Origin of the sequence: Methylophaga sp. UBA2513 (assembly GCF_002341285.1) — a bacterium.
GTDB classification, from domain to species: domain Bacteria; phylum Pseudomonadota; class Gammaproteobacteria; order Nitrosococcales; family Methylophagaceae; genus Methylophaga; species Methylophaga marina.
Genome location: NZ_DDNT01000007.1, coordinates 160,212 through 173,574, shown reverse-complemented (window position 1 = coordinate 173,574; position 13,363 = coordinate 160,212). Strand labels below are relative to the sequence as shown.

10 protein-coding genes and 1 tRNA gene are annotated in these 13,363 nt (G+C 44.5%); 5 read left to right on the top strand and 6 right to left on the bottom strand.

Annotated elements, in window-relative coordinates; genetic code table 11:
• Together B3V56_RS03840 and B3V56_RS03835 are read left to right on the top strand one after the other, a co-directional pair.
• Window positions 1-192, top strand: coding sequence for a DUF3012 domain-containing protein (locus tag B3V56_RS03840; protein ID WP_289282885.1), 192 nt, complete (start codon window positions 1-3; stop codon window positions 190-192).
• Window positions 140-931 carry an HAD family hydrolase gene (locus B3V56_RS03835; RefSeq protein WP_289283984.1) on the top strand — a complete coding sequence of 264 codons (792 nt, stop codon included), beginning with the start codon at window positions 140-142 and terminating at the stop codon, window positions 929-931. Before B3V56_RS03840 ends, B3V56_RS03835 begins: the two co-directional genes overlap by 53 nt.
• Window positions 932-1,037: 106 nt before the next feature.
• Here the strand turns inward: B3V56_RS03835 and B3V56_RS03830 are convergent.
• The 3 genes from B3V56_RS03830 to B3V56_RS03820 all read right to left on the bottom strand — a co-directional run bounded on the left by B3V56_RS03830 (window position 1,038) and on the right by B3V56_RS03820 (window position 3,818).
• Window positions 1,038-1,114, bottom strand: a tRNA-Asp gene (locus B3V56_RS03830).
• A gap of 124 nt (window positions 1,115-1,238) precedes the next feature.
• Window positions 1,239-2,990, bottom strand: a complete 1,752-nt coding sequence (gene ycaO, locus B3V56_RS03825) for a 30S ribosomal protein S12 methylthiotransferase accessory factor YcaO (RefSeq protein ID WP_289283983.1) — start codon at window positions 2,988-2,990, stop codon at window positions 1,239-1,241.
• Between the two features lie 69 nt (window positions 2,991-3,059).
• Complete coding sequence (locus B3V56_RS03820) at window positions 3,060-3,818, bottom strand: plastocyanin/azurin family copper-binding protein (RefSeq protein WP_289282819.1); 759 nt, start codon at window positions 3,816-3,818, stop codon at window positions 3,060-3,062.
• A gap of 297 nt (window positions 3,819-4,115) precedes the next feature.
• Between B3V56_RS03820 and B3V56_RS03815 the strand changes: the two genes are divergently transcribed.
• The 3 genes from B3V56_RS03815 (at window position 4,116) to B3V56_RS03805 (ending at window position 9,929) form a co-directional block, all read left to right on the top strand.
• Complete coding sequence (locus B3V56_RS03815) at window positions 4,116-5,414, top strand: DEAD/DEAH box helicase (protein ID WP_286305984.1); 1,299 nt, start codon at window positions 4,116-4,118, stop codon at window positions 5,412-5,414.
• A gap of 256 nt (window positions 5,415-5,670) precedes the next feature.
• Entirely contained in the window at window positions 5,671-6,753 is a 1,083-nt protein-coding gene (locus tag B3V56_RS03810) for an efflux RND transporter periplasmic adaptor subunit (protein WP_289282817.1), read from the top strand.
• Between the two features lie 17 nt (window positions 6,754-6,770).
• Window positions 6,771-9,929 (top strand): efflux RND transporter permease subunit, encoded by a 3,159-nt coding sequence (locus B3V56_RS03805; RefSeq protein WP_289282816.1) that lies wholly within the window; start codon window positions 6,771-6,773, stop codon window positions 9,927-9,929.
• A gap of 34 nt (window positions 9,930-9,963) precedes the next feature.
• On the opposite strand, the gene B3V56_RS03800 is transcribed toward B3V56_RS03805, so the two are convergent.
• The 3 genes from B3V56_RS03800 to B3V56_RS03790 form a co-directional block, all read right to left on the bottom strand.
• Complete coding sequence (locus tag B3V56_RS03800; RefSeq protein WP_289283982.1) at window positions 9,964-10,401, bottom strand: GNAT family N-acetyltransferase; 438 nt, start codon at window positions 10,399-10,401, stop codon at window positions 9,964-9,966.
• An 18-nt stretch (window positions 10,402-10,419) separates the two neighbouring features.
• The gene (locus B3V56_RS03795) at window positions 10,420-10,860 is read right to left on the bottom strand and encodes an acetyltransferase (protein WP_289282813.1); all 441 of its coding nucleotides are present in this window, start codon (window positions 10,858-10,860) and stop codon (window positions 10,420-10,422) included.
• Between the two features lie 103 nt (window positions 10,861-10,963).
• Window positions 10,964-13,351, bottom strand: a complete 2,388-nt coding sequence (locus tag B3V56_RS03790; RefSeq protein WP_289283981.1) for a TonB-dependent receptor — start codon at window positions 13,349-13,351, stop codon at window positions 10,964-10,966.
• Window positions 13,352-13,363: the final 12 nt, after the last annotated feature.

Genomic DNA, 13,363 nt, shown 5'->3' with positions numbered 1-13,363 from the left:
ATGCAATTGATAAAAACCCTATTATGTTCTGCAGCGCTGCTGAGTTCATTTTTACTCATCACGGCTTGTAGCCCTGAAGTGGGTAGTGAAGACTGGTGCCAAATGATGAAAGACAAAGCTAAAGGCGACTGGACTGCGAATGAAGCAGCCGATTTTACTCGTTTCTGCATATTCCCAAGCAATGACAAATAAACTCTACGCACTCGATTTTGATGGGGTCATCTGCGACAGCGCGATTGAAACAGGTATGGCTGGCTGGAAAGTCGCCTTAAAGCTGTGGACAGATATGCCCAAGGCTATACCTGAGGATTTGATAGAAAAATTTCGTCAGGTTCGCCCAGTGATGGAAACAGGGTATGAGGCTGTGCTTATCATGCGGTTACTGTACGAAGGCATGTCTCCTGACACGCTCATGTCAGCCTTTCATCATCAAATGGAAGCCTTGATGATTCGTGATGATATGTTCGTCGATGAACTAAAAGACACTTTTGGTTCTACTCGAGATGAGTGGATTCGAGATGACTTTGATAGCTGGATTGCCATGAATCCATTATTTGATGGCATTGCAGAAAAGCTTCGCCGCATCCCAACAGATAGTTTGGTGATTATCACCACCAAACAAGAACGTTTTGTTGATCATATACTCAAAGCTAATCAGATTGCTCTGCCCATTGAACAGGTTTATGGTCTGGATAGAAATATGAGCAAACAACAGATTCTAAATGATCTTCATGGGGAAAACCCCAGCCTGAAGATCCTGTTTATTGAAGATAGGTTACCTACGCTGATTAATGTGATTACCGATGATCGTCTTGACGATATTCAGCTTTATCTGGCCGGCTGGGGTTACAACACCACAACAGACAAAGACAGCGCCAGCAATATAGACAGAATCTCTGTTATTCAGCTCTCAGACATGACAAATTTATAGCAGGCTCAGCGGGTGAACTAACTACTCAGAAATGCCTCGTGAGCTCGTTTGCTCATTTAGAAACGAGATTTTTGAAATGAGGTGCAGGGATTTAGATAAGGAATAATGGCGGAGCGGACGGGACTCGAACCCGCGACCCCCGGCGTGACAGGCCGGTATTCTAACCAACTGAACTACCGCTCCACTATCCTTCTTGGCAGACTTAAAAAATCGTCTGTTGGCCGAAGAAGCGAGAGAATATACAGCAATTTTTACAAAGGTGTTAGTGTTTCATGTAAAAATTTTTTCTCTCGCCTCTAAACTGACATTAATCCCTTTTATCCCAGTAGGCTTTTTTGGCTTGTTGCAGTTTTTCATAGCCGGCCAGTAAGGCATTATGCCGTTCAAATCCATGCAGACTCAGACCCGGTGTATGTAATTGATGAAAAACTGTTTTTGCCTCAACAATGGCCATTCCATCTTGCACGTTTTGCTCACCGTACATCAGTGACAAATACTGCTGATAATCCTGATACTCACGCTCATCATCCCATTTAATATCCAGTAAGGCCTTTATACACCGATAAAAGCGTAATTGCGCCTCATTACCTTGTCCCAGCGACAAACACCAATCTACCCACTCCAGTGCCTGTTCATCTTGCAGAGCCAAACACAGCATTAATTTGATTTCACCCAAGCGGATAGTAGACCACAATGTGCCGGGATCAGGTGCCAAGCCGATAAATTGAGCAACCGGCGTATGATCGTTATAGCCACCATCTTCCAGTGCCACTAATAACTCACGCCATTGTTCTTTGGTACGAAATTTCAGTGATAATAAATCTTCGCGGAACAGGGCACCTTCATTATTATTTTCCCAGAGCAACTCATCGACGGGGTAAATATCCGACATACCGGGCACGAGAATACGGCAGGCGTAAACATCGAGATGCTCATAATCGGCAATATAGATATCAAAACCCATCTCATGAATAATATCGGTCAAATAAGTCAGTTCATCGCGTGTAGGTGCATCATGATCCCAATCATAAAACTCATAATCCGGTGCTTCACGAAAAAAGTCATAAGACACATAACCACTGGAATCAATAAAATGCATTTCCAGATTTTGCGGTGAAGCGACTTCTTCCATATCAAATGTTGGAGGATGGAAAACATCTAACTGATCTAGACCTCTACCTTGCAGTAATTCGGTGACCGTTCTCTCCAACGCCACTTCAAAACTTGGGTGAGCACCAAAGGAAGCAAATACAGAACCATCTTTTGGGTTAATCAAGGTGACATTCATCACCGGGAATTGACCGCCCAGAGAGGCGTCAGCCACTTTCAGATGATAACCATGCTGTTCAAGTTCTTGTAATGCGGCCTTAATTTTTGGAAAGCGGTCAATGACATACTGAGGGACCTCAGGTAGGCAAATGCCTTCAGCAATAATATGATTTTTGACGTAACGCTCAAAGACCTCAGATAAGCCCTGAACCCGCGCCTCATTTTGCGTATTACCGGCTGACATACCATTACTGACATAAATATTGCCAATGATATTAACGGGGAAATAGATGGTCTGGTAATCACGCTGACGAATATAAGGAACAGCACAAATTCCTCGCTCGCCAACCCCAGAATTGGTATCAAATAATTTATCTGCGGTTAGCGCCCTTTCCGGATCAAAGTGATCCCACAGACCTTCATCTAATATGCCTTCGGGCATTTCACCATCGTTAGAAACAAACCAACGTTCATTGGGATAATGCACAAAAGGCGCCTGGCTATGTTGCTCACCCAGATAGAAGTCAGCAAAAAAATAATTACAACTCAAACGCTCAAAATATTCACCTAAGGCACTGGCTAAACAGGCTTTAGCAGAACTCCCTTTACCATTGGTAAACATCAACGGACAGCTTTTATCACGAATATGCACCGAGTAAACATGGCTGACCGGATTTAGCCACGATGCCTCTTCGACATCAAAACCAAACGCTTTCAACTTCGCTTGCATGGTCGTAATACTGGTTTCCAGATCACGATCTTTACCTTTAATAAATGTTTGTTCAGTCATGATTTTTTCCAAAAAATAACCCCCTGCTCAATACGAACAGAGGGTTGTTTGACATCATCAGCGGTTGTCTTACATTTTTTCAGCGGCAGCAATCGCTTTTCTTACTAAACGTCCTGCAGCGCCTTTCGCATCAGCCGCTTTGATTTGCTCGAGGTTGACCGGATTACCAACGATGATGGCGCCGCCCATACCTGCACCAAAGTGAGGTGTGCATTTGTACACATAGATACCTTCAACGGTAAAGGTACGCTGATAGTTTTCACCCATTTGTGAATGCCATGCTTCAGCACCTTCCGGAATCAGGCCTTCTAATGATTGTGTATCATGCGTAGGCATATTTTCCCAAGCGACTTTATCGCCAGGCTGAATCTGAATGACCAGTGGATCATATTTGAGACCAACCGCAGTAACAATGTGCGTTTTCGCTTCTGCAGACGCTTGCTCTTGTTCTTCAGGCGCCGCTTCAGCTTGTGTTTCTTCAACAGCCGCTTTCACGTCTTCAGCGGCATCATTCGCTTCACTGGTGTCTGGCTCGGCAATGGCCGCTTCATCTACCACTGTTTCAGGTACCGCCTCTTTCGTATCTTCCATATGCTCGGTGACGGTTTCATTCACACCACCCACTTCGTTTTGTTCAATGGGCTGAGTCATCTCGCTTTCAACAGATGCTGGCGCAACCGCATCACCTACTTTATCTTCTTTATTAGAAGAAGGTACATTGGCATAACGTTCTTTACTGTCATTTACAAAGACTGTAGATACAGCAGCAACAACAAAGATCGCCAATAGCGCAATTACAATGGCAATTAAAATGGATTTTTTCTTCATGATTCCTCCTAAGTAAAAAGTGATAAATGAATGATAACATTCTAAACTGACGATTTTTGTAGAGAAAACAATATTCCTATCAAAACTCTGTCATAATTGTGCCTACAGAACTCGTCGTTACCTGCTTCAGGGTAGACAATAAGTTCCATGTGTTAACAGCCGTTCTGACATGACCTCCACTTTTACATCCCGCTTTGTCGATGTAACACAACCGTGACTGTTAACCTTATCCAAAAACACACGCTGAATAATGCGAAGACGCTGTTTTCACTATATACGCTTTATATTGAGTAAATTATGACATTTTCCGAGTTAGGTCTCATTTTGCCACTGCAACGTGCCGTGACAGAGTCAGGTTATACGACCCCCTCCCCTATTCAAGCCAAAGCCATTCCTGCCATCATGGAAGGTAATGATGTTATGGCAGCAGCTCAAACAGGTACCGGCAAAACCGCAGGATTTACCTTGCCAATTCTGCATAAACTCTCTGAGGGCAAACCTGCCCGAGCAAATCAGGCACGAGCACTTGTACTCACCCCCACTCGCGAGCTCGCCGCTCAAGTGGAAGAAAGCATTAAGACCTATGGTAAATATTTACCATTACGTTCTGCCGTTGTGTTTGGTGGTGTAAAGATAAACCCACAAATGATGCGTATGCGTCGTGGTGTTGATGTGTTAGTGGCTACCCCTGGGCGACTTCTGGATCTCTATCAACAAAATGCCATCCGTTTTGATGAGTTAGAAGTGCTTGTTCTGGATGAAGCTGATCGTATGTTGGATATGGGATTTATCCACGATATTCGTAAGATTATTAATTTACTGCCACAAAAACGTCAGACCTTAATGTTTTCAGCCACGTTTTCCAAAGAAATCCGTGAGCTGGCAAAACGTCTGGTGAAGAATCCTGTCGAAATTTCTGTCGCCCCAGCCAACACCACAGCAAAAAAAGTGAAACAGTGGATTATTCCTGTCGATAAAAAACAAAAACCCGCTTTGCTGAATCAACTTATCCAGGATAATAACTGGTATCAGGTTCTGGTCTTTTCCAGAACAAAACATGGTGCCAACAAACTCACTAAATACCTGGAAGATCATGGGCTGAAAGCCGCCGCCATTCATGGTAATAAAAGCCAAGGTGCGAGAACACGAGCACTTGCCGACTTTAAATCCAATACCATTCAAGTGTTAGTGGCAACAGATATTGCCGCGCGCGGTTTAGATATTGATCAACTGCCCCATGTTATCAATGTTGATTTGCCTAACGTGGCTGCTGATTATGTGCATCGAATTGGTCGAACTGGACGTGCGGGTGCCGCAGGTGAGGCCATCTCCTTGGTCAGTGCCGATGAAATCGATCAGCTCAAAGATATTGAAAAATTAATTGGGAATAAACTGGAACGTGTGTATGTGGATGGTTTTGAACCCACACATGATGTGCCTGATAGTTATAGCTTAACGAAAAAGACCTCGGCCAAGCGTCATCCGGCTAAACCACGCTCAGCCAGACCGCATTCGGAAAATACGTCAGCGAAACGTCCTGCTCGGCGCCCACCCAGAAACAAACCATTGAATAAAACTAATAAAAAGTCTGGCTAACCATCAATTGGCGTAAGGGACGTTTTGTTTCTTTGCGCCTTTTCATCTTTACTTCATGTTGATGTTGTAAATTAAACATCACTTAGAACCATTTCTGCTTCCCGCCAGACAGATCAACGCACTAACAAGCTTCCATTAGTAAAAATTGTTTATTCGATGTAATCTTCATTAACAGCCTTAACAAATATTTACATCTTCGGGAACTAAGCGGTGACCAGCTACCTAAATATGCGATAACAGCCGTAAACGGAACAACATGAAGAATCATTATCATTGGAAAAGAGTCTGCCTATTTTTGTTTGTTTTGTCTGGTTTTCTCAGTACATCAAACCTCTATGCTGAAACACCTGTTTCAGTTATATCGCCAGAAAAATCGAAAGTAAGTGATAACTTAACACTCTCAGGAACCCTCACCGCTGAAAAGCGAGCCATGCTCTCACCCCGTGTAGATGGCTTGGTTTCAACTGTATTAGTGGATGCTGGCAGTCAGGTAAAAAAAGGAGACGTTTTACTCGAACTTGATCCCGCTTTATCTAAACAAGTGCTCGCTCAGGCAAGAGCGGCGACCGCTGAAGCAGAAGCGGCTCGTGATGAAGCAAAGCGCCTGGTTAACGAAGCCAAAGGCTTACGTGAGAAAAATTATATTTCAGCGAGTGAAAATGCCAGCCGTTTATCAAACTTAAATCTTTCTGAAGCTGCACTTATGGCAGCCAAGGCAGCAGAAGCATCTGCTCAGGAACAGTTAGCTCGTCATCATCTTCCAGCGCCTTTTTCTGGAGTTATCAGCGCTAAACTGACTGAGGTGGGTGAATGGGTCAATCGAGGTACCACTGTGCTGGAACTGGTGGCGACCGATAAAGTCCGCTTAGATGTCAAAGTCCCTCAAGAACGTTTTTCAGAAATTAACCAGCAAAATCAGGTAGAAGTCATTCCCGATGTTTTTCCAGATAAACGCTTCAAAGGCACCATCAATGCCATTGTGCCGGTCAGCGATCCTCAGGCAAGAGCTTTTTTAGTCCGAATTCTGATTGATACTGGCGACATTAGCTTATTACCTGGCACCTCTGCCCAAGCCATCATTGGACTCAATGATAATCAGCAAACTCAACAGCGCATCATCATCCCACGCGATGCTTTACTGCTACATCCTGACGGAGGCTATAGTGTTTTTATTGTTGAGAATGGCATAGCTAAGCGTCAGAAAGTCCAGATTGGCAACCAAAGCAGTCAGGGTGTCACCATTCTGTCAGGCATCACATTAGAAGATAAGGTCGTCACACGTGGTAATGAAGTTTTACGAGACGGAGAAAACGTCACGCTTGTTGACCAAGAACAATAACCAGGTGTCATTTCATCATGCTTGAAGCCCCCATTAGAAACGGAAAGCTGCTCACGGTCATTGTTCTGATCATTATGGTGCTGGGTATCGCCGCGGCAAAACGTATCCCCGTACAAATGATTCCTGATCTTGATGTGCAAACCATCAGCGTCGTCACGGGATGGCCCGGTGCCACACCACAGGATATTGAAAAAGAAATCCTGATAGAACAAGAGCGTTATCTGCGAAGTGTTCCCAATCTGGCGCGAATGGAGTCACTGGCCGATACCGGACAGGCCACCATTGAGCTTGAGTTTCCATTTGGTGTGGATATTAATGAAACATTAATTGAGGTCTCTAACGCGCTCAGTCAGGTCTCCAATTATCCCGAAAATGTTGATCAACCTCGTCTCTACAGCAGTTCATTTTCTGAAAATGCCTTTATGTATTTTGCTGTGACCCCACTGCCTGGCAACCCTCTGAGCCTGGATATGGATATGGTCACTGACTTTATCGATGATGATGTCAGACCTAGAATGGAACGTGTAGCAGGTGTGTCTGAGGTTCAACTTCGAGGTGGTGCTGAAAGACAAATACAGATCCATATTGATCCTGCAAAACTGGCGCAGCGTGGACTCTCTCTAACTGATGTCCGAGATGCCATCCGTGAGCGTAACAGAGATACCTCAGCCGGTGATCTTGATGATGGTAAACGTCGCTATTTTATTCGAACGGTCGGTCGGTTTAAGGATGTTGAAAGCCTGAAAGAACTGACACTTGCCCACCGAAATAACACCGACATCAAACTCAAAGATGTAGCGGAAGTCCGCCTAGATCATTATGAAGTACGGGGCTTATCCATCGTCAATGACGAAGCCGCACTGACCATGGCAGTAAAACGTGAAACAGGCTCAAACGTTATTGATATCAAACAGGCCATGCTGAAAGAAGTGGATGAGATTCGGCAAGATCAACTTCATCCTAACGGCTTAACGATTTCGTTAATTGGTGATGATGTTCGCTATGTTCAGGCCTCGGTAGAAAAGGTCACACAGAATCTGGCACTAGGGGCTATTCTCGCGACACTTATTCTGTATTTATTCTTGCGTTCAGGCAGAGCGACCGTAATTGGTCTGCTCGGTATGCCGGTGTGCACGATTGCTGCTTTTATTGGTCTATTAGCCTTTGATCGCACCATCAACGTCATCTCACTGGCGGGGATCGCCTTTGCTATCGGTATGACAGTGGATAACACCATTGTGGTACTAGAGAGCATTGAGCAGGCGCGCCGACGTGGCCTGGACCGTATTCAAGCCGCGATCACTGGCGTAAAAGAAGTCTGGACCGCGGTACTGGCCTCCAGCATGACCACCGTACTCGTATTCGCACCAGTATTATTTGTCGATGAAGAAGCCGGGCAGCTTTATTCAGATATTGCTATTGCGATATCGACAGCGATATTAGCCTCCATGTTATTCGCCGTCGCTGTCGTACCTGCTGCTTGTGCCCGCGTTGGCTTTGGTGATGACCGTGATCATGGTGATGATTTAAGTCATCCAGGCCCGATTTTAAAATTGGTCAGCTGGCTCAATACTTCGCCCTTTAAACGCCTCCTTTCCATTGTCATTATTTTTACCTGCACAATGGGTGCTGGCTGGTATTTACTTCCACCGGCCGAATATTTACCTGAGGGTGAGGAACCGAAAGCGTTCAGTATGATGGTGGCTCCACCTGGCTATAACTTACCTGAAATGCGTTTACTGGCAGATGATATCCGCCAGCATTTAAGTGAAGCCTTGCAGGCTGACCCAAATAAATTTGATGAAGGTGAACACAAACTACCCGCCCTGAAATATTATTTTCAGCGTATTAATCCAGGCTCAATATGGATTCTGAGTGAACCTGTTCGACCACAAGACTTAGAAGCCATGATGGATGCACTGACATCCATGTTTAAGGAATATCCAGGCATGCGTGGCTTCTCAAACCGTGGCTCAATTATTTCGAGCAGCCAAGGCGGCACACGAGCCGTGAATCTTGATATCTCTGGTGCCGATCAGGAAAGCCTCTATAGTACAGCTGAATACGCGATAAGACGTGCTGAAAAGCTGTTTGGTAATCCACAGATTGAATCCGAACCTTCCGCCTTGTCTTTAGATCAACCCTTAGTCGAAATTCGTCCAAACTGGGATCGACTAGCTGAGATCAATATGTCTGCAGATGATTTTGGTTACACAGTCGCGGCACTGAGTGATGGGGCTTATGTGGACGAGTTTTTTATGAATGATGACAAAATTGATATGTTCATCTTCAGCACCGCCGGACAAAACCAAACCCTGTCCTCACTGGCTAATGTGCCTATCATGACACCACAAGGCACTGTGTTACCCTTAAATGCACTAGCCAATATTGTGGATACAGTTGATAGCGATCAGTTACGACGTGTGAATGGTCGTCGTACCGTCACTTTATTGATTATTCCGCCAAGAGAGATCGCGCTGGAAACTGCCGTGAATCAGGTTCGTACTCAAATGCTGCCCAATATGCAGGCAGAGGGTGAAGTGGCAAAAGGTGTGTCTATCAGTATTTCTGGGGCCGCCGATCAGTTAGATGCCACCCGTGAATCCTTATCAGGCAACCTGGTCATTGCCTTAATTCTTATTTATTTGCTGCTGGTCGCTATTTTTAGTCACTGGTGGTATCCACTGCTGATTCTCGCGACAGTCCCTCTAGGCATCGCCGGTGGTATTGTTGGCTTAGCGGCGGTCAATGCTGCTGGGCCAGTGCTAAATATCTTTGGTCTACCCGCCATTATCCAGCCATTCGATATGATTACCATGCTCGGTTTTGTGATTTTACTGGGTACAGTCGTCAATAACCCGATTCTGATTGTTGAACAGGCACGAAGAAATTTGGAAGATAAAGCTGTATCGGTTCGTGATGCCGTCAATCAGGCCGTTGCCACGCGCTTACGTCCAATTTTGATGTCCACTGCCACTACCGTATTTGGTCTAGCACCTTTAGTCTTTATTCCAGGTGCTGGTACTGAGCTCTATCGCGGTGTCGGTATCGTGGTACTGGTTGGGATTTTATGTTCAATGATTGTCACACTGACCTTTTTACCCAGTTTATTAATTACAGTATTGAACTGGGCTGAACGCTTTTCTTCCAGAAAAAAAGAGATATCAACGACATAAGATTAGAACTAAAAAGCGAATAACAATGTGTTTATTACAAGACTTTAGTAACTAAAAAGTGTGGGCCGATTTCTGGAATAATAAACTCTTTGGAAGCCTGCTTATAACCTGAGTTTGTATAGAAACCCATTGCTGTGCTTCTGGCATTAGCCCAGATTAGCTCTGCATCTTGCGATTCTGCATAGTCTTCTGCAGCACTCAATAGTGCTTTTCCAAGCCCTTTACCTCGATAATTTGTCGCTGTCGCCATCGCCCTTATTTGATAGGTGTTAGTCTGCTTAAGCAAAGGATTATCCTTCAAATAAACTGATACAACTCCTACGATAGTGCCTTTTTCATCCACAGCACCAAAATGTCTGGTAGTGACAGCCTTATCACCCTCAAACACACATTGAGAAAGCGGTTTACCAGAACGCAGAACTTCACTTCTTAAGCTTAATGTTTCATCGGCAGTGATTGTTTTAATCTTCATTTTTCAATATAAGCAGCGTTAACGTTCTGCTAGTTGCATATGCAGCAATGGATAAGGTTTACCCTGACCATCAACAGCTGAACGTCCAACCACGGCAAAACCAATGTGCTCATAAAAGCCTAATGCCTGTCTGTTTTGTTCATTCACATCGACCTTATTTGCACCGAGATCATTTATTGCGTGAGTAGCAAGTCTTACCCCAACTCTCTGCCCTCTTGCTTCTGGTGAAACGAACAACATCTCAATATTGCCATCACTCACACCACAAAATCCGACTATTTCACCATCATCACGTTTAGCAATATTTAACTCAACCACATCAAAATAGTTTTCCAATATCAATGGTTTCAATACCTGAAGATCCTGCTCGGCCAGAAAATCATGCGTTGCTCTAACAGAGCTTTCCCATATTTCTATCAGCTTTTGATAATCTGCTTTTGTTGCTTTTTCAATCCGCATTATTATTTCAATCAAAAATTTTCAAGGCAGCATTCTGAAGTGTAATGCCTATAACATCAAATAGAGAAAACCTCCCTTGTCATGGCAACAAGAGAGGCATGTCTTAAAAGTCGATGGTGGTAGAGACGGTGAATGTACGTGGTGCACCATAAGCCATACCACTCCAGGTATCGACACCAGACCAGTAATCACGATCAAAAACATTATGAATACCGGCACGAATAGTGACATCTTTACCGGCCACCAGCAGACCATAACGTGCACCTAAGTCGAGCCGGGTCCAGCTGGGTATCTTCTGAGTATTGGTCTGATTCACGTATTGTTTGCCAGTGTAGATCAGGTTTGCCGTCCAGGTTAACTCAGGCACCATTGGCATATCCCATTCGGCACTGATATTCGCCTGCCGCTCAGCTACACCGACAGGTGTATTACCTTTGGTTGCAGGATTATTAGTTTTATTTAATTCCGCATCCAGCAACATGAAACCACCTAATACACGGATATCCGACGTTAATTGACCGAAGACATTCATTTCAATACCTCGGTTACGTTGCTCACCCGAAACAGACGAGATATTGTTCACTGTTTGATAACTGGGCTTTTCAATCTGAAACAGGCTGACTGTCGATGTAAACTCACCAAAATCAACTTTAGCCCCTACTTCGTATTGCTTGGTTTTGTAGGGCTCAAACACTTCTCCAGCATTAGCTGAACTGTCCGGGGCAATATCGCCTTTGCTCAAGCCCTCACTGCGGTTGGCATAAAGCGATACATTTTCCCAGGGTTTAAATACTATGCCGACCATCGGTGTTAAGGCACTTTCATTGTAATGAGTAGTGACGGCACCTGTGCTGGCATTAAAGCTGTCTGATTCCACCTGCTGCCTTCTGACGCCCAATGTCAGTTGCACTCTGTCATCCAGAATAGACAAAGTATCTGCTAAGGCAATCCCCCGCAGCCGACTCTCACTGACTCTGGGCGCATGCTGCGGATTAGCAACTATAATCTCAGCCTGATCGGTCGGTGAATACATATTATTTAAATAGGAAGAACTGGCATTGATCGTCGCTTTTTCGAGCTGATCGCGATACTCGGTTAATTGCAGCGTCATATTGTGATTAATCATACCCGTGTCAAACCAGCCTCTCAGGCCGGTACTGACGGTATATCTATCCACATTAAAATCCGCATTACTTGGTGTAACGGTCACATCACCAGATGCACTCGTAATGCTAGGGTAGCCAAATAATCTGGATACACGGGTTCTGCCTCCACCGATATCAGCAAAGAAGGTTAATTGGTCATGGATATCATATTCGGCTTTGACCAGTAATGATTTGTCATCCACCTTCGACCATTCCCAGTCCTGAGTAATATTATGTTCACCATCCGGGGCCGATGGGACATCCACACCACTGGCTAACCAGAGATGGCGCAATGGGGCATCGAGATCTTCTTTTTGATGAATTAGATCGGCTGTCACTCTCAGTTTTTCGCCTTGATAATCCAGAGCTAAGGCCCATGACTCGACCTCGCGTGATTGGTTTTCACGTTCGGTATCACCATCACTGACAGTACCGTTAAATCTGACCCCAAATTGCTCGTCATCACCAAAACGTCGACTCAGATCAAGATGGCCTTTTAACTGACTATCAGAAGCGTAAGATGCGGTAAATCGTGTTAAGTCTTCATCCAGAGCACGTTTGGGCACGATATTGATACTGCCGCCAACACTACTGTTTGGTGAGATGCCATAGATCATAGACGCTGGGCCTTTTATAACCTCGACTCTGTCGACATAATCAGCCAACACCCGGTAATTAGAAGCCACACCATACACACCATCAAAGGCGATATCGCCTGAATTACCTTCATTCATAGTAAACCCACGAATACGGAAAGAATCCAGCATGCCACCACTCACATGTGCTGTTCTAATTGAAGGATCTGTCGCCACTACATCGGCTAATGTCTCTGCTTGTATATCGTCAATATAATCACTGGTGAAGTTAGTCATATTAAACGGAGTATCCATCACATCGCGATTACCTAAGATACCGACACGACCTTGTTTGGCTACCTGACCACCGGCGTACTTTTCCGTTTGTAATGACTTTCTTACTACTTTTGCATTGATATCAATGGCATTTAATACCACTTCATCATTTGCTACAGCTTTAATCACAAAGCCTGTCCCGGTATTTTCTGCTTTAAGGTTATGACCGCTTAATAATGTAGCTAACGCATTCTCTGGCGTGTATAAACCTTTAATTGCTTTTGCTGATTTATTTTTTACCAGATCGGTATTCACCACGATGGATATATCTGCCTGACTGGCAAGTTGAGTGAGACTGGTTGATAAAAAACCTGCAGCAATGTCAATTGGCTTTTTGCCACTCTCTACTGCCGAAGCAATGGAAAGCCAGCTTAATAGAAACACCATCAGGCTATAGCGAAACCGTGCTGGTGAAAGAAAACGATTGATAAACATGAGACTCCCTTA

Excerpts from the sequence above, each read along its gene's own strand:
- B3V56_RS03820 (WP_289282819.1), bottom strand. The coding sequence starts at position 3,818 with ATGAAGAAAAAATCCATTTTAATTGCCATTGTAATTGCGCTATTGGCG.
- B3V56_RS03805 (WP_289282816.1), top strand. The coding sequence starts at position 6,771 with ATGCTTGAAGCCCCCATTAGAAACGGAAAGCTGCTCACGGTCATTGTT.
- B3V56_RS03790 (WP_289283981.1), bottom strand. The coding sequence starts at position 13,351 with ATGTTTATCAATCGTTTTCTTTCACCAGCACGGTTTCGCTATAGCCTG.
- B3V56_RS03800 (WP_289283982.1), bottom strand. The coding sequence starts at position 10,401 with ATGAAGATTAAAACAATCACTGCCGATGAAACATTAAGCTTAAGAAGT.
- B3V56_RS03835 (WP_289283984.1), top strand. The coding sequence starts at position 140 with ATGAAGCAGCCGATTTTACTCGTTTCTGCATATTCCCAAGCAATGACA.
- B3V56_RS03840 (WP_289282885.1), top strand. The coding sequence starts at position 1 with ATGCAATTGATAAAAACCCTATTATGTTCTGCAGCGCTGCTGAGTTCA.
- B3V56_RS03810 (WP_289282817.1), top strand. The coding sequence starts at position 5,671 with ATGAAGAATCATTATCATTGGAAAAGAGTCTGCCTATTTTTGTTTGTT.
- ycaO (WP_289283983.1), bottom strand. The coding sequence starts at position 2,990 with ATGACTGAACAAACATTTATTAAAGGTAAAGATCGTGATCTGGAAACC.
- B3V56_RS03815 (WP_286305984.1), top strand. The coding sequence starts at position 4,116 with ATGACATTTTCCGAGTTAGGTCTCATTTTGCCACTGCAACGTGCCGTG.
- B3V56_RS03795 (WP_289282813.1), bottom strand. The coding sequence starts at position 10,860 with ATGCGGATTGAAAAAGCAACAAAAGCAGATTATCAAAAGCTGATAGAA.